The sequence below is a fragment of the Sulfurimonas sp. genome (assembly GCF_023228785.1).
Classification (GTDB): domain Bacteria; phylum Campylobacterota; class Campylobacteria; order Campylobacterales; family Sulfurimonadaceae; genus Sulfurimonas.
In genome coordinates, this window is the sequence record NZ_JALOAN010000011.1 from 22,918 (window position 1) to 39,603 (window position 16,686).

A 16,686-nucleotide genomic window follows, 5' to 3' on the forward strand; every position below is an offset into this window, starting at 1 on the left:
TAGAGGGATTTTAATGAGGGCAAATATATTTTTTGGCTCACAAGAGAGCCGAAGTAGAGAGTATAAACAAAGAAGAAGTCCATATAGTGGGGATGTGGTTTCTGAGTCTAGTATTTGTAATGAGAGTGATGCAAAAAAAGCTTTAAATATTGCAAAAGAGGCTGCAAAAGTAGCAAAAAAAACAACTATTGCACAGAGATGTGACTGGATCTTAGATGTTGCAAAAAGACTAGAAGATTCAAAAGAGGATATGGCACAAACCATAACCGATGAAGTGGCAAAGCCGATCTACTTCTCCCGCATAGAAGTAGATAGATGTGTTGAGACTCTAAGGTTAAGTGCTGAGACTATGCGAACTATGCATGGAGAGACTATTAACACAGATGCTATGAGTAGTGGTAGAAAAACCATCGCTTATTTTACGCGTGAGCCTGCTGGTGTGGTCGTTGCCATCACTCCTTTTAACTTTCCACTAAATCTAGCTGCACATAAACTAGCTCCCGCTCTTGTAGCAGGAAATGCAGTTGTATTAAAGCCAACTCCAGAAGCTCCTCTTACTGCTTACAAGTTTGCAAAGCTCTTTATAGAGAGTGAGTTTGCCATCAAAGATGCACTAAGTGTAGTTTATGGCGATGCTGAGGTTGGATCTGCACTTGTAGGTAGTGACATTCCTCGTGTAATTAGCTTTACTGGATCAGTTCCTGTTGGCGAGATCATTACAAGATCTGCTGGGATCAAAAAGATCTCACTAGAGCTTGGTGGAAATGCAGCTACTTATATAGATGAGAGTGCAGATCTAGATCTTGCAGCCACTCGTTGTGCTTATGGTGCTTTTGTAAATTCAGGGCAGGTTTGCATATCACTTCAACGCATTTATGTAGATGCTAAAGTCTATGATAAGTTTGCTTCTAAGATGGCAGAGGAGACAGCTAAGTTAAAAGTTGGATCTCCATATAATGAAGATACTTTTTTAGGACCACTCATAGATGATGAGTCGGCTAAAAGAGCATATGATTGGGTACAAAGTGCCATAAAAGAGGGAGCTAGATCTTTGCTTGAAATAAAGTGTGAGGGAAGGGTTTTTTCTCCTTGTGTAATGGCAGATGTAAGAGATGATATGGCTATAGTTTGTGAGGAAGTTTTTGCTCCCATAGTCTCACTTGTTAAGGTTGAGAGCTTTGATGATGCACTTCCACGAATGAACTCTTCGCCTTTTGGCTTGCAGTTTTCAGTCTTTACAAACTCTTTAAAAATCACAAAAAGAGCTATAGATGAGCTTGATGCTGGTGGAGTTGTAATAAACGATATTCCAACTTTAAGGTTTGACATACAGCCTTATGGCGGAGTTAAACTTAGCGGAGTTGGACGAGAAGGTCCTCGGTTTGCCATCGAAGAGATGAGTGAGATCAAGAGCGTAATGATATGTTAAAGAGATTTTACCTATCTTTTTGGATATAATCGCACAATTTTTATAAAAGAGAATATATATGGACATTAGAGAAGAGTACCTAAGATTTTTTGAATCAAAAAACCATGAGAGAGTTGCATCCGCACCTTTAGTCCCAGAAGATGCTACGCTTCTTTTTAACAACGCTGGTATGGTTCCATTTAAATCAATCTTCACAGGTGAGATCCCAAGACCACAAAACCCTCGTGCTACTTCATGTCAAACATGTTTAAGAGCTGGTGGAAAGCACAACGACTTAGAAAATGTTGGACACACGGCAAGACACCATACATTTTTTGAAATGCTAGGAAACTTTAGCTTTGGAGATTATTTTAAAGAAGAAGCAATTGCTTACTCATGGGAGTTTATTACTGAGGTTTTAAATCTTCCTATAGAAAAGCTCTGGGTTACAGTTCACGATAGCGATGATGAAGCAGAACTTCTTTGGCAAAAGTATGTTGCAAAAGATAGAATACTTCGTTTAGGCGATGATGATAACTTTTGGCAAATGGGAGATACTGGACCTTGCGGACCTTGTAGTGAGATCTTTTACGATCAAGGTGCTGAGAACTTTAACTCTAAAGAGGACTACTTAGGCGGTGATGGCGATAGATTTTTAGAGATCTGGAACCTTGTTTTTATGCAGTATGAAAAGAGTGCTGATGGCAAAATGACAGAACTTCCAAAGCCTTCCATCGACACAGGCATGGGACTTGAAAGAGTTACTGCTGTTTGTGAAGGCGTTCAAAGTAATTATGAATCATCTCTTTTTATGCCAATTATTAAAGAGGTTGAGAAGCTTATAGGTAAAGAGTATGTTTACAAAAATGGAGCTTCATACAGAGTTATAGCTGACCACATTAGAACAGCTCTGTTTTTACTAGCTCAGGGCATAAACTTCTCAAATGAAGGGCGTGGATATGTGCTTCGTCGCATCTTGCGAAGAGCTGTAAGACATGGTTATTTGCTTGGGTTTAGAGAAGCTTTTATGTATAAACTTGTTGATGTTGTTGTAGAAATTATGGGCACAGAGTATGAGTACTTAAGCCAAAGATCTACAGCTGTAAAAGAGCAGATAGAGCTTGAAGAAGAGAGATTTTTTAAGACTATAGAGTCTGGTATCGCTCTTTTTGAAGAAGAACTTTCAAATACTAAAGATACTTTTAGTGGAGATGTGGCTTTTAAACTCTACGATACTTTTGGATTTCCACTAGATCTTACAGAAGACATGTTAAAGGGTAAAGATATAAAACTTGACTTTGCAAGATTTGAAGAGCTTATGCTTGAACAGAGAACTCGTGCAAAAGCTGCTTGGAAAGGTAGTGGAGATAGTGCAACTCAGGGAGATTTTAAAGAGCTTTTAGAAGAGTTTGGAGAAAATGAGTTTGTGGGGTATGAGCAAATGAATCATAGCTCAAAAGTTTTAGCTCTACTCGATGAGAATTTTAAAAGAGTTAACTCTTTAGGCAAAGATGAGAGTGGTTGGGCTATGTTAGATCTAACTCCATTTTATGCAGAAAGTGGTGGACAATGTGGAGATCTTGGAGAACTTGTAGGAGTTGCTAATGTGCAAGATACAAGAGGTTTTTTTGGGCTTAACCTTTCAGAGATCAAAGTTAGTTCTAAGATAGAAGTAGGACAAAGTGTTGAGGCTAAGGTTGACAGTTCAAGAAATGAGATCATTAAGCACCACTCGGCTACTCATCTACTTCACGCTGTACTCTATGATGTCTTGGGAGATCATATTTCACAAGCTGGATCTCTTGTTGAGGCTAAAAGACTTAGGTTCGACTTCTCTCATCCAAAAGCACTGAGCTCTGAGGAAATTAGAGAGATTGAACTTCGTGTAAATAACGAGATCTTAAGAAGTATTGAGACTAAAACTGAGCTTTTAAGTATAGAAGATGCTAAGAAAAGCGGTGCAAAAGCACAGTTTGGTGAGAAGTATGGAGATGAGGTTAGAGTTGTAAGTTTTGCTGACGCTTCCATTGAGTTTTGTGGTGGAGTTCATGTTAGTAACACTGCAAATATTGGCTCATTCATCATCACAAAAGAGAGTGGTGTGAGTGCTGGGGTTAGACGAATAGAAGCTCTTTGTGGCGAGTCTGCATATAAGTATTTTTGTGGGCAAAGAGATCTGTTAAAGCAGGTAGAAGCTGAGGTTAAAAACCTTGACGCATTAGCTGGGATCTCAAGACTAAAGTCAAACATAAATGAGTTAAAAGCAGAACTAAAACTTGCACAAGAGAGCACTAGTGTTGAAATAAAAGTAGATAGTGTAAATGGTGTAAGTGTAGTTGTTGAAGAGTTAGTATCTGGTGATATTAAAGAAAAAATTGATGAGCTGAAAAACCAAAATGAGAAACTATGTGCGATGCTTTTTCAAGTAAAAGATGACAAAGTTCTTATCGCTGCAGGTGTAAAAAATGCCGATGCAAAAGCTGGTGAGTGGATCAAGAAAATAGCTCCTATTTTAGGTGGCGGTGGCGGTGGAAGACCAGACTTCGCACAAGCTGGCGGAAAAGACAAGACAAAACTTCCCGAAGCTAAAGAAGAAGCACTAAAGTACATAAAAGAGATACTAAGCTGATCCGCTTAGCATCTAACTCCTCTACTCGTGCCATGCTACTTCGCGAGGCTGGCATAGAGTTTGTTCAAGAATCTTACGACTTTAATGAAGATGAGATCATTGCAAAAACTCCAAAAGAGTTTGTCTATCTTGCTACTTTAGGAAAGTATGAGACAAATTTAAGAGCTTTTGGATGTGAAGATCTTGCTCTTTTAGTAGCTGATACTGTAGTTACAGCACAAGGCAAGATTTTAAGAAAAGCTAAAGATGAAGTAGAAGCTAGAGATATACTACTCTCTCAAAGTGGAAGTCTTACCTCAATAATAACCTGCATGATCTACCAAAGCAAAGCCAAAAAAATCATAGATATTTCACAAACAACCTATAGTTTTAGAGAGTTTGACAGGCAAGATCTAGAAGACTACTTAAAAAGTGGTGAGTGGGTTGGTAAAGCCGGAGCTTGTATGGTTGAGGGATTTTGTAAAAACTATATAGAAGAAGTAAGAGGCTTTGAGAGTACTGCTATGGGTTTAAATATAGAGGTGTTAAAAGCGTTTTATGAAAAATTGAACCCTCTTTGATTTATAAACTAGATTCCGTGTCAAGCACGGAATGACGGAGCACACGTCATCCCAAACAAACCATCACCCCGAACAAACAAACCATCATTCCGAACAAACAAAACTGTCATCTTGAGCAAGCAAACTGTTATTTTGAACAAGCAAACTGTCATCCTGAACAAACGAACCGTCATCCTGAACTTGATTCAGGATCCATTTTATAACTCTTCAAAGCATTAAATTAATTAAAAAAGTGATTAAAATCTCTATTTTTAGAAGGTTTAATAAGATATAGTGATAAAATAGGAAAAGGAAAAGGACAAATTATTTTAAAACAATACAGAATCTATATATTTGTATCGGTTTTAGTGTTAATTACCCTGTGTATGTCATGGTTGTACATGGATTTTTTGAATTCTAAAAAAAATTCTTTGACAATGTCTAAGCACCGAGCAGAAGCTTTGTATATGCGTGAGCAAGTGGCAAGCTTGATACTACTCAAACAAAAAGCTACTGTTGCCATGGCTTTAAGTCTTGCTAATGATAAAAACCTATCTTTAAAAGTAAAAAATAGAGAAATTGAACAAGATTACTACAAAAACCTCATACAAAATCTCACACAAGAGACACTTTATAAAAATATATGGATACAACTTTTTGATGAAGACATTAACACACTTTACAGAAGTTGGTCGCATAAACATGGCGATAACCTCTCAAATATGAGAGCTGACTTACGAAGAGTTGCTAGAGATAAAAAAGTTATCTACTCTATAAGTGCGGCAAAATTTAATCTCTCTTTAAAAGCGATGGTTCCACTCTTTATAAAAGATGAGTTTATAGGTATTGTTGAAGTCATCTCACATTTTAACTCCATCTCAAAAGAGCTTAAAAAGTCAGATATAGACTCGGTTGTAGTTTTGAATAAAGAGTATACAAAACAACTAGAAGAGCCTTTTACTAAGCTTTTTATAGGTGAGTATTATATTGCAAACTTTGATGCACCAAAAGAACTTATGGAGATTATGCAAAGAGATTCAGTTGAGAGTTATTTTACTAAAGAACATAAAATAGTTGATGATATGGTAGTAAGTTCTTATGAATTAAAAGGTGCTGATGGAAATTTATTTGGTCACTATGTAATGTTTAAAAAAATCGATAGTATCTCAAGCTTAGATTTGGAATATTTTATGTTTAAATGGCTTACATTTGGCATAGTTTTTGTGATGAGCATAACTATACTTGTAAGCACAATGCTCTTTTTTGCAAATAGAAGACAAAAAGAGTATTTTTACAATATCATAAACTCATCAACTAACATAGTAGTAGTGAGTGACACTAGATCAATTATTTATGCAAATGAGATGTTTTTTAAATACTTTAGCAGATATAAAACACTCCAAGAGTTCAAGCAAAATCATAAAAGTATAAGTGAGTTTTTTGTTAAAGAAGAAGCTTATCTGCAAGTGGATATGAATGGAGTTGGCTGGGTTTTATATATGATTGAAAACTCAAAAGAGCTTCATAAAGTCAAACTTGATATTTTTGGAAAAGTATATTGTTTTAGTATTGGTGCATCTAAACTCTCAGGTGCAAATAACCACTATGCAGTAGTTTTAAGTGATATAACTGAACAAGAGATTTATAAAAAAGAGCTAGAACTTTTAAGTACTACAGATGAGTTAACCAATATAGGAAACCGAAGATATTTTGAGAGAAAACTAAAAGAAGAGATAAGTCGTGCTAGTAGATATAACTATCCATTTTCTTTAGTGATGTTTGATATTGATCACTTTAAAGCCGTAAATGATAATTATGGTCACGCTATTGGTGATGAAGTCTTAAAAGAGTACTCAAGGCTTGTTGATTCTCACCTGCGTGAGGCTGATTTGTTGTGTAGAGTCGGTGGTGAGGAGTTTATGGTTATACTTCCTTATACTCAAAAAGATCATGCAAAAGAGATAGCAGAAAAACTAAGAACGAAAATAGAGTCGCATAAAAAGATCATCTCTATTACGATGAGTTTTGGTGTGGTTGAATTTGAAAAAGATGATGATTTTGAGTCTATTTATAAGAGAGTTGACGATGCTCTTTATAGTGCAAAGCGAAATGGCAGAAACATGGTTATAGTTGGATGAGTTTATACTACAACAAAGAGCTAAAAGCTATAAAGAAGAGAGCAAGATATAGACAAAGAGAGTTAGTAGATGACTCATTAGTAGACTTTGCATCTAATGACTACTTAGGACTCTCACACAACAAAACCTTGCATGAAAAAACTTGCAAAGAGATCTCGCGACTTTCACAAAATAGCTCAAAAGCTTCACTTTTAGTAAATGGATATCATAAGATCCACAGAGATTTTGAAGAGACGCTAAAAGAGTTCAATGGCTTTGAAGATGCAGTGATCTTGGGTAGTGGTTTTAATGCAAATATAGCACTTATAGATGCACTTGTGAGAAAAGGCGATGAGCTTTTTATGGATGAACTCTACCACGCTTCTGGGATCTTAGCTTCTCAAATAGACAATAAAAAAGTAAAGTTTTTCAAACACAATGACATAGAAGATCTAGAAAATATGCTTTTAGGCTCACAAGCTAAGCGAAAGATCGTAGCAGTTGAGGGCATCTACTCTATGGATGGTGACTTAGTTAAAGAGAGTGTTTTTGAACTTTGCGATAAATATGATGCAATTTTAATAGTAGATGAAGCTCACAGTAGCGGAGTGGTTGGAGAGAATCTTATGGGTGTTTATGATCTCTACAACATAAAAATCAGACCAAACCATATAAAGATGGGAACTCTAGGTAAAGCATATGGAAGCTTTGGGGCTTATATTTTAGGTTCTGAGCATATAGTAGAGTATCTTATAAATCGTGCAAAGCCCATTATTTACGCTACATCACTCTCTTTATATGACACACTCTTAGCTCATAACGCTCTAAGGTATATCCGAGATAATAAAGAGAGTTTAAAAGAAAAAATAGAGTCTTATAAAGAGATAGTAGAACAAGAACTAGGAATTAAAACACAAAGTTTAATAGTCCCTATAAATATAGGCGATAATGCAAAGGTTATGAAGATAAAAGAGGAACTAAAAGAGTCTGGCTATGCAGTAGGTGCTATAAGACAACCTACAGTCAAAAGTGCCATTATAAGACTAATAGCAAGACTTGGCACTAGTGAGAGTGAGCTTAGAGAGCTTTGCATGCTTTTAAACACTAAGAGAGAGATCTAGACTTCAGCTAGTTTCCAGGCTCAGCGTGGGAACTCATATATATTTGAGTTAGAATTTATATACACTCCCACGCAGAGCATAGGAGCGAGGGAGAATTTATATACACTCCCACGCAGAGCATGGGAGCGAGAGAGAGATTTATACACGACTACCCTCAGAGTAAGTGAAGTATTACAAGAAATAAGATAGAATAGCACAATGAAAATATCCAAGCTGCATATTAGCCTCAAAGATAAGATCTTAGTAGATATAAACTTTAGCATCACATCATCGTTGGCACTTGTTGGACAGAGTGGCAGTGGGAAGAGTTTGACACTCAAAGCACTCTTGGGGATGCTTCCATCTTCCATGGAATCCATTATAGAATCAGATGCAGATTTTGAGTTAAAAGGTGGTAGAGATATCTCTTTTGTGCCTCAAAATCCTTTTACAGCACTCTCTCCACTAACAAAGATAAAAAAACAGTTTTTTGTGGATGAGAGTAGGATAAAAGAGCTTTTTGCTCAGGTTGATTTGGGAGAGAGTCTCTTAGAGAGATTTGCTCCAGAACTCTCAGGTGGACAGCTTCAAAGGGTAGTAATTGCTATGGCGCTAGAGAGAGATCCAAAGCTGATACTCTTAGATGAGCCGACAACTGCACTAGATCCTACTACTAGAGTTTTGATCCTAGATCTACTAAGAGAGTTGCAAAAAAAGCATGGATTTAAGATGCTTTTTGTGACGCACGATATGAACTCAGCAAAAGTTATTTGTGATGAGATCTGTGTTATAAAAAACGGTAGAGTTGTAGAGAGTAATGATATGAAAACTCTTTTGGCTTCTCCACAACAAGAGTACACAAAAACACTGATAGATGCAAACTTTGCAAATAGGGAATTTAGAAGATGAGAATTGCTAGAAATATTTTTTTAAGTATCTTGCTACTTGGATTTTTATCTCCATTTATAGTTTTAGGATATTTTTTAACTGCAGAGAGTTATGACATAACAGAGTTAGTTGATTATAAGCCAAATGTTACTACTAGGATTTATGATAAAAATGGTGAAAAAATCGCAAATATTTTTCATGAAAAACATAGATATTATGCTAGCTTCGCAGAGATCCCACCAAGAGCCATAGAAGCACTTATCGCCATAGAAGATACTACTTTTTTTGAACATCCTGGTATAAATATAGATGCAATTTTCAGAGCAGCTATTAAAGTTATAAAGGCTGGAAAGGCTGTAGAGGGTGCAAGTACTATTACTCAACAGCTTGTTAAAAATGTACTTCTAACGAGAGAGAAAAAACTATCAAGAAAGATAAAAGAGGCGATTTTTGCACTTAAATTAGAACGTGTTTTAACTAAAGAAGAGATACTAGAGAGATACCTAAATGAGATCTATTATGGACATGGGTATTATGGTATAAAAACAGCGGCTGATGGGTACTTTCACAAGAAACTAAGTGATCTAACACTAAAAGAGATGGCTATTTTAGTTGGACTTCCAAAAGCACCAAGCATTTATGCACCTACAAAAAATTATGAGATCTCAATGGGTAGAGCCAATCGTGTAATATCGAGGATGCACACTTTGGGTTGGATAGATGAAGGTGCTTATAAAGATGCGATGGAAGAAAACCCGAAAGTTTATGATGATACATTAACACAAAACAAAGCGCCTTTTATAGTTGATGAAGTTGCAAGACGATTGCCAGATCTAGGTATTGATGATATGAAAAGTGGCGGTTATGAGATATATACAACTATAGACTTAAGGCTCCAAGAAGCTGCAAGAGAGGCTCTAAAGAGTGCTTATGATAAATCTTTAGAGAGGATAGAGGGCTATAAAGAACGAGAAGCTAAGATCGTGGAATCCAATCCATCGTATGAAGTATCTGATGATATAAACACCTCTGTACTTAATGGTGCTATTGTTTCTCTTGATTCTGCTAGTGGGGATATTGTGGCGCTTGTTGGAAGTGTTGATTATAAGATATCATCATATAATCGTGCTACTCAAGGAAAGAGACTACCTGGATCTGCATTTAAACCTTTTATATATCAAGTGGCAATAGACCTAGGATACTCAGGGGCTACCGAGCTAATAGATATCTCAAGAACATATAAGTATGAAAAAGATGGCGAAGAGTTGACATGGAGTCCAAGTAATTATGGCAAAAGCTATAAAGGACTTATCTCCCTAAGAGAGGCTCTGGTTCATTCAAATAATCTTGCGACTATAAACCTTGTAAATGAGATAGGGCTCAATCAACTCTTAGATGAACTAGATAAGTTTGGTATTGAGAATCTTCCAAGAAACCTTTCTATCTCACTAGGAACTATCTCTCTATCTCCGCTAGAGCTTGCAAAATATCTATCATCATTTGCAAATTGTGGGATGCAATTAGAGCCTCATCTTATAAGTTCAATAGAGCAAAAATCAAACACCATATATGAAAAAGAGCAAAAAAGTAAGTTTATAACAGAACCTACACAAGCCTTTATTATGACTACTATTTTAAGAGATGTTGTGCAAAGTGGAACAGGTAGAAGAGCAAAAGTAAGTGGTATAGAACTAGCTGGAAAAACAGGAACGACAAACAACAATGTTGATGGCTGGTTCGCAGGTTACTCGCCAACTATAGAGACTGTTGTTTGGTTTGGAAATGATGATAATTCTCCAATGCACAGATGGGAGACAGGTGGAAAGATTGCCGGTCCTGCATTTGCTCAGTTTTATAGAAGTGTGCTAGATCTATATCCTCAGATCCAGAGAAAGTTTATAGCTCCAGAGGGGATAGTTGAAGTGGATATTGGTGGTAAAAAAGAGTATTTTAGTGATATCTCTAAACCACCACGGGCAAAAAATAAAGCAGATGCTAACGAAGAACTTATCTTCTAATCAGCTTTTTTGTCTTCTTGCTTTTTATCCTCAGGTTTTTTGAGTGACTTTATGCTTATTTTTTTACCTATTTTTTTAGGTGCATCGTAGTTCTCTTTTGCAGATCCATCGTGACGATGGTTTCTCTCTCCGCTTTTACCTGAAAAAAGAGCTTTTCCTTTTTCATCTTTACCTAAAAATTTGTTTGGTGATTTTTTCTTTTTTTCCCACTGCTTAGCTTTGTCATCATCTCTTCTTGGCTTGTCAAATTTTTTATCGCCTTCGGGTTTTTTAAACTCTTTTTTTATCTCATTTGGATCTCTTGTGCCCTCGTCGTATCTCTTTTTAGCCACATCTTTTATATCTTGTTTTGACATCTGTTTTTGTTTTGGTTTTGTCTCTTTTTTTTCTATTTTCTCATACTCAAAACCTTCTACTATCTCTTGTTTTATAACACGACCTAAAAGAGTCTCTATAGGGTAGAGTAGCTTTTGTTCGCTCTCATTTAAAATAAGTATCGCTTTTGAAGTTGTATGTGAGAGTCTTTTTATGTAAAGGATTGCTTTTTGAGGTAGATCTAAGCTTATAAGTAGATCACATGTTATGGATTCATCTTTAAAAAGTGCATCATCAGTTAGCACTTGCGCGTTAGTTGCATCTGCTAGAGATTCTTTTATGCTAGAGGCATCTTGCGAAGTTACTATTATGATTTTACTATCTTTATTTTGGGAGATTATTTGTTTTAAAAGAGATGGTTTTTTATCATTGGGACAGGGGTAAACACGGTGATTTGTGGGCTTAATGCTACTTGTTGACATTAGAAATCCTAAAGGGTAATTTAAATTGAATGCTCTGAACAATTATTAAGTTAGATCCTGAATCAAGTTCAGGATGACGGTTTGCTTGTTCAGGATGACGCGTGTCCCGTCATTCCGTGCTTGACACGGAATCTAGTTTGATAGATTATCAGAGGGTTCAATTGTGAGATTATATCTCATATGTGCATAAAAGAGACTATGAATGTAAAGATAGTGATGCTACTTGTTTATTTTTTTGGTCGATATATAAGTATCATAAACTAAAGGATGAGTTGTGAAAATATTACATTCAGATGTATCTCTTTCTGGTAGTCATAAAAAGAGTCACGATATACAAGAATATGAAAAACTTGAAATGTGGAACAAAAAAGAAGATGCTCCAGAGAGATTTAAACTATTAGACAGACTAGAATTAACAAAAGATTTTAAAAACTTTATGCCAAAAGAGTTAAATATTGATGATGAGTCAGGCGAGATGCAACTTCCTCCAAAACTTATGGCAATTGTACGAGCCATAGAGATGTTAACAGGAAAAAAACTTGATGTATCATTCGCAAAAGCTATAAAACCACAAGATATATTGCCAAGCGGAGATGGCGAGGTTACAAGTGAACTACAAGGTTGGGGCATAGATTACCAATACCAAAAAACAGAGACTAAAAAAGAGCAACTAGGCTTTAGTGCATCTGGAAATATACAAACTGCCGATGGAAGAAAAATAGACTTCTCTGTAGCGCTTAGTATGAAGAGTGAAATAACTATACATGAGTCTATAAACTTTAGAGCTGGCGATGCAGCTATAGATCCACTTGTTATAAATTTTGGCACAGATATGGTTAGCATCAGTAGTGTTAAGCATAATTTTGACTTAGATCTCGATGGTAAGAGTGATGAATTTTCTTTTGTGGGATCTGGAAGTGGGTTTTTAGCATTAGACAAAAACAGTGATGGTATTATTAACGATGGAAGTGAACTTTTTGGTCCTAAAAGTGGTCATGGTTTTAGTGAACTTAGAGCTTATGATGATGATAAAAATGGTTGGATAGATGAGAGTGATGAGATCTTCTCTAAACTTCTTATTTGGACTAAAGATGAAAATGGTGTAGAGTCTCTTTATTCGCTAAAAGATAAAGGTATTGGAGCTTTATATCTTGGAAGTGCTAAAACTGATTTTGAGTTTATAGGATCTGATGCAAAAACAACAGCACAATTAAGAGAGAGTTCTATCTACTTAAGAGAAAATGGAGGAGTTGGTACATTTCAGGAGTTAGACTTAGTGGTATGACGGTTTTTTTGAAAAAGCTAAAGATTTGGTGTTAAATAGCCTTCTTCAACCATAATATCTATGATTTTTTTAAAGACCAAAACGGAAGTTTGTGAGGCAAACTGACTACTTTTTGGCTCTATTACTATTACGCCCATAGTGTATTTTTTCTCTCTATCATTAGTAAATCCTAAAAAAGCGGTGTTGTATCTGTTAACATATTCTCCACCCTCAACGATGTGAGCAGTTCCAGTTTTTCCACCAACTATAAGCCCCTCAGTTTTTGTTTTTTTACCAGTTCCCTCATTTACCGTTTTTATAAGTATTTTTTTAACTCGATCGGCAGTTGCACTTTTTATAACTTGGATCTGCTCTTCATTAGGAATCTTTTTTATCTGACCTCTTGCATCTACGAAACTACTTACAATCTTTGGAGTTACTATTCTTCCATTGTTGTCAAAAGCACTATATGCACGTATGAGTTGCATTAGATTTGCATTCATTCCATATCCATAAGAGCAGGTTGCTTTATAGATCTCGTTATTTAATTGATTTGCACTTGGAATGGAACCTTGTCTCTCATAAACTAAGTCAGGAGTTGATTTTTTAGCAAATCCAAAATCAAGAAGACCCTCATAAAACTCGCCACCACTAAGTTTTTGTGCAAGTTGTGCTATACCGATGTTGGATGAGTGAACTATAACATTCTCAGCACTAAGCCAATCAAAATCATGCTCATCTGTTATAACTTTTCTACCAATCTTAAAACGACCATTATGACCATTTACTAAGTCGTAAGGATTTACTAAACCTTTATCAAGAAGTAGAGCAAAAGTTATAGGTTTTATAACACTTCCTGGCTCAAAACTATACTCAGTCATTGCACTATTTAGAGATGGATAATCACTTCTTTTTATACTCTTTGGTAAGTATCTGTTTGAACTAGCTAATGTGATAACTTTTGCGCTTTTTGTATCCATCACAGCACAAATAATCTCTTTTGCTTCAAGCTGAATTTTCATGGCATCTAACATTCGCTCAACTCTGATCTGGAGACCTACTGGTATATTTAACTGAATATTTAGTCCATTTATATGAGGTTTTGAAAAGCTCTGTTTGTTTAAAATGATGTAACTATTTACATCTCTTTTTCCTTGTCTTAGCTCATCTTGTCTTGGAGCTAAGGCTCGCTCAAATCTCTTCTCAAGCCCTTTTACACCTTTTATATAGGTATATCCATCCTCTTCTTGTTTATGCGGATAACCGATGATTGGAGTTAATAGATTGCCATAAGGATATTCTCTGCTCTCACCACTCTCGATTATATTTAAGCCGTGAAGTGTTGCATATCCAGTTTTAGGGTTTTTTCTCTCAACAAAAACGTCATATCTTCTAAGTTCATAAGAGAGTTTTTTTAGGTACTGTGCCATTTTTTCTGTAATGTTGTAGCTTAAAACTACTGAGCCTTTTGCATTTTTTAGTTTTTTTTCAATCTCTTTAGAGTCTATTCCTGAGTAGATGCTAAATAGCTCTATAAAAAGATTCATCTTTTGTGGATCTATGTAGAGAGTGTTTACAACGGCTTTGTAGAGTTTTTGAGTAGTGGCTATGTGAAAACCATCTGCACTTATGATAGAGCCTCTTTGTGATTTTGATGTCTCTTTTGTATATAGAGATGGAAGGTGACGATGCTTTAGAACTGTCAGGAGCATAACACTTAAAAAGATCAAAAAAGCTATGGCAATAAGTGTGTAAAGAAGAAAGATTTTTTTACTTTTTGTTTTACTGTTCATAGATTGCACATGAATTTCTTTTTAAGAGATTATAGCACTTTGAAGTAGTGCTAAAGAGTAGAATTTAATAAATATTTATAGTTGAGTTCTTCCTAACTCTTTGTAAGCGCTTAACGCTTTGTTTCGGATCTCTAACATAAGTTTCATACTAGTTTCTGCTTTTCCAATAGCAAGTGCAGCTTGATGAAGATCTTTTACTTGACCTGTAGCCATTTCACTAAGAGCCACTTCACCTTTTTCTTGATACTCATTTACTTCATTTAGAGCAGATTTTAAGTGAGATGCAAAGGCTTCACCAGCACCATCTACTTTGCCTTTTTGTTTTAAAAGCTCAGCAGTAGATGTTCCTGATAGTCCTTCTATTTTACCAAATTCACTCATTTTATATCCTTACTTAACGCACTATTCATTTAAAGCCTACTGCAGAAGAGATATAGCAGAGTTTGCTATATCTTTTGAACTCTCAAATGCAGCCACATTTGCTTGATAACTTCTAGTCGCTTCTACTAAATCGGCCATTTCGATAACAGGATTAATATTTGGGTACGCAACATAACCACTTGCATCTGCATCTGGATGTGATGGATCAAATTTCATCTTTGGATCTCTGTCATCTCTTGAGATCTTGTCAACAACTACGCTCATTATAGCAGGATTTACCTTTTTGCCAAAATGTCCCTCATCTAGTGGATCTTCATATTTAGCACTATTTGTTGACTCGCCTAGAGCTTTGTTAAAGTGTTCATTAAAGTCTATAGCTTTAAAGATAACCTCTTTTCTTCTGTATGGTCCACCCTCTTCGGTTCTCGTTGTTTGTGCATTTGCTATGTTTTGTGAGATAGTATTTACTCGAACTCTTTGGGCACTTAGTCCATAACCACTGATATCAAAACTATTTAAAAATGACATTTATTCTCCTTTTTCTCAACTAACTTGAACAAGTCCAAGTTAGTTTCAGTCACTAAAGCTACGCCTTTGGCGAGATATTTAATACTTTGCATTATTAACTTGTTTTCGCAGATGCTTCTATAACACTGTTAAAGATACCAGAACTCTTTTTTCTAGCCATAACAAGCGCGTTAAACATGACCGAGTTTTTACTCATCTCAGTAGTCTCAACATCTAGATCTACACTGTTTCCATCGTTTCTAGCCATATGTCCATCTCTATAAAATGTTGTAGCACGACTAGTATCTCTCTCTTCGTGGAGTGGAATATGTGATCCATTTGTTTGAGCTAAGGCAAGTTTGTTTTTTTCATCGTTAAAGATCTCTGCTTTTTTTGCCATAAGTGTATCTTGAAAACTTATGTCTCTAGGTTTGTAAAAAGGAGTATCTGCATTTGCAATGTTTGAAGCTATCATATCTTGTCTAATAGCTCTATAATCAAGTGCTTTATCTACGATATCGTGCGCGCGAGATACTTGGATACTCATTTTTACTCCTTAGCAGTTCATATTTTATATATAATGCAAATAAAGCAAAAAGAGTTCCAAAAAAAGTCTCTACAATGTGAATCATAAACAACAAAAACAGATATAGATTGTCACTGTTATTTTTAAGCATTATTTAATACTTATTATCACATAATCTTCTCTACGGTTACTAGTGTAACCCATTTTTTATGCTAAGGAGTTCTTTATGAAAAGAGCTGGTTTTACAATGATAGAGTTGATTTTCGTTATCGTTATTTTAGGTATTTTGGCAGCGGTAGCGCTTCCAAGATTTATCGGTGTCTCAGAGCAAGCTGAGGCTGGAAAGTGTGGAGCATTTGTTGGGACTCTAAATCGTACAGTTGGACCAGCACTTTGGTCAGACTCACTACTAAATGGTTCAGGTGGTGCGATTGCTGGTGCTGATGCAGCTGCTAAAGCTACAACTGTAGCAGGACAAATAAACTTTCCTCCAGAATGTTTAGGGGAAGCTATTACAAGTGCGGATCAGACTCGTGCAGCTTATCTTAATGATAATAATGCAACTACATTTGGGTTTGGTGCAGGTACTTATAGTTTAAACTTTGTTGATGGTAACCGTACATCTTCTCCTACTTGGGAATGGGTAAAAACTAACTAGTAAACTCTCTTCCCTCATTCCATCTCTCCCGAGATGGAATGCATAACAACACATAGACTTA

At 35.9% G+C, this 16,686-nt stretch carries 14 protein-coding genes; 9 read left to right on the forward strand and 5 right to left on the reverse strand.

Annotated features, from left to right (window positions below; all coding sequences use genetic code 11):
- The first annotated feature begins 13 nt into the window (after positions 1-13).
- From M0Q24_RS04265 to M0Q24_RS04295, 7 genes are all read left to right on the forward strand, one after another.
- Entirely contained in the window at positions 14-1,429 is a 1,416-nt protein-coding gene (locus tag M0Q24_RS04265) for an aldehyde dehydrogenase family protein (RefSeq protein ID WP_295047746.1), read from the forward strand.
- Between the two features lie 58 nt (positions 1,430-1,487).
- The gene (gene alaS, locus M0Q24_RS04270) at positions 1,488-4,037 is read left to right on the forward strand and encodes an alanine--tRNA ligase (RefSeq protein WP_295047748.1); all 2,550 of its coding nucleotides are present in this window, start codon (positions 1,488-1,490) and stop codon (positions 4,035-4,037) included.
- Positions 4,034-4,597 (forward strand): septum formation inhibitor Maf, encoded by a 564-nt coding sequence (maf, locus tag M0Q24_RS04275; RefSeq protein ID WP_295047826.1) that lies wholly within the window; start codon positions 4,034-4,036, stop codon positions 4,595-4,597. Before alaS ends, maf begins: the two co-directional genes overlap by 4 nt.
- 458 nt (positions 4,598-5,055) lie before the next feature.
- Positions 5,056-6,714, forward strand: a complete 1,659-nt coding sequence (locus M0Q24_RS04280) for a diguanylate cyclase (protein WP_295047827.1) — start codon at positions 5,056-5,058, stop codon at positions 6,712-6,714.
- Complete coding sequence (locus tag M0Q24_RS04285) at positions 6,711-7,814, forward strand: pyridoxal phosphate-dependent aminotransferase family protein (protein ID WP_295047750.1); 1,104 nt, start codon at positions 6,711-6,713, stop codon at positions 7,812-7,814. Before M0Q24_RS04280 ends, M0Q24_RS04285 begins: the two co-directional genes overlap by 4 nt.
- 198 nt (positions 7,815-8,012) lie before the next feature.
- A complete protein-coding gene (locus M0Q24_RS04290) occupies positions 8,013-8,702 on the forward strand; it encodes an ATP-binding cassette domain-containing protein (protein ID WP_295047752.1) in 690 nt (229 codons plus the stop codon).
- Positions 8,699-10,699, forward strand: a complete 2,001-nt coding sequence (locus M0Q24_RS04295) for a penicillin-binding protein 1A (protein WP_295047754.1) — start codon at positions 8,699-8,701, stop codon at positions 10,697-10,699. The genes M0Q24_RS04290 and M0Q24_RS04295 overlap by 4 nt, the downstream gene beginning before the upstream one ends.
- Here M0Q24_RS04295 and M0Q24_RS04300 read toward each other — a convergent pair.
- Positions 10,696-11,496 carry a hypothetical protein gene (locus M0Q24_RS04300; RefSeq protein WP_295047756.1) on the reverse strand — a complete coding sequence of 267 codons (801 nt, stop codon included), beginning with the start codon at positions 11,494-11,496 and terminating at the stop codon, positions 10,696-10,698. The two genes, M0Q24_RS04295 and M0Q24_RS04300, sit on opposite strands and share 4 nt — an antisense overlap.
- 274 nt (positions 11,497-11,770) lie before the next feature.
- Here M0Q24_RS04300 and M0Q24_RS04305 point away from each other — a divergent pair, with 274 nt between their 5' ends.
- Positions 11,771-12,781, forward strand: a complete 1,011-nt coding sequence (locus M0Q24_RS04305) for a hypothetical protein (RefSeq protein WP_295047758.1) — start codon at positions 11,771-11,773, stop codon at positions 12,779-12,781.
- Between the two features lie 17 nt (positions 12,782-12,798).
- Here M0Q24_RS04305 and M0Q24_RS04310 read toward each other — a convergent pair whose 3' ends face one another.
- The 4 genes from M0Q24_RS04310 to flgB form a co-directional block, all read right to left on the reverse strand.
- Positions 12,799-14,553, reverse strand: a complete 1,755-nt coding sequence (locus tag M0Q24_RS04310; RefSeq protein ID WP_295047760.1) for a penicillin-binding protein 2 — start codon at positions 14,551-14,553, stop codon at positions 12,799-12,801.
- A gap of 75 nt (positions 14,554-14,628) precedes the next feature.
- Positions 14,629-14,934, reverse strand: coding sequence for a flagellar hook-basal body complex protein FliE (gene fliE, locus M0Q24_RS04315; RefSeq protein ID WP_295047762.1), 306 nt, complete (start codon positions 14,932-14,934; stop codon positions 14,629-14,631).
- Positions 14,935-14,970: 36 nt separating this feature from the next.
- A complete protein-coding gene (flgC, locus tag M0Q24_RS04320; RefSeq protein WP_295047764.1) occupies positions 14,971-15,462 on the reverse strand; it encodes a flagellar basal body rod protein FlgC in 492 nt (163 codons plus the stop codon).
- Between the two features lie 94 nt (positions 15,463-15,556).
- Positions 15,557-15,988, reverse strand: a complete 432-nt coding sequence (gene flgB / locus M0Q24_RS04325; protein WP_295047766.1) for a flagellar basal body rod protein FlgB — start codon at positions 15,986-15,988, stop codon at positions 15,557-15,559.
- 205 nt (positions 15,989-16,193) lie between these two features.
- On the opposite strand from flgB, the gene M0Q24_RS04330 reads away from it, so the two are divergent.
- A complete protein-coding gene (locus M0Q24_RS04330; protein ID WP_295047768.1) occupies positions 16,194-16,625 on the forward strand; it encodes a type II secretion system protein in 432 nt (143 codons plus the stop codon).
- Positions 16,626-16,686 lie beyond the last annotated feature (61 nt).

Coding starts and splice junctions, on each gene's coding strand:
- M0Q24_RS04285 (WP_295047750.1), top strand. CDS start 6,711: ATGAGTTTATACTACAACAAAGAGCTAAAAGCTATAAAGAAGAGAGCA.
- flgB (WP_295047766.1), bottom strand. CDS start 15,988: ATGAGTATCCAAGTATCTCGCGCGCACGATATCGTAGATAAAGCACTT.
- fliE (WP_295047762.1), bottom strand. CDS start 14,934: ATGAGTGAATTTGGTAAAATAGAAGGACTATCAGGAACATCTACTGCT.
- M0Q24_RS04295 (WP_295047754.1), top strand. CDS start 8,699: ATGAGAATTGCTAGAAATATTTTTTTAAGTATCTTGCTACTTGGATTT.
- M0Q24_RS04265 (WP_295047746.1), top strand. CDS start 14: ATGAGGGCAAATATATTTTTTGGCTCACAAGAGAGCCGAAGTAGAGAG.
- M0Q24_RS04290 (WP_295047752.1), top strand. CDS start 8,013: ATGAAAATATCCAAGCTGCATATTAGCCTCAAAGATAAGATCTTAGTA.
- flgC (WP_295047764.1), bottom strand. CDS start 15,462: ATGTCATTTTTAAATAGTTTTGATATCAGTGGTTATGGACTAAGTGCC.
- M0Q24_RS04330 (WP_295047768.1), top strand. CDS start 16,194: ATGAAAAGAGCTGGTTTTACAATGATAGAGTTGATTTTCGTTATCGTT.
- M0Q24_RS04310 (WP_295047760.1), bottom strand. CDS start 14,553: ATGAACAGTAAAACAAAAAGTAAAAAAATCTTTCTTCTTTACACACTT.
- alaS (WP_295047748.1), top strand. CDS start 1,488: ATGGACATTAGAGAAGAGTACCTAAGATTTTTTGAATCAAAAAACCAT.
- M0Q24_RS04300 (WP_295047756.1), bottom strand. CDS start 11,496: ATGTCAACAAGTAGCATTAAGCCCACAAATCACCGTGTTTACCCCTGT.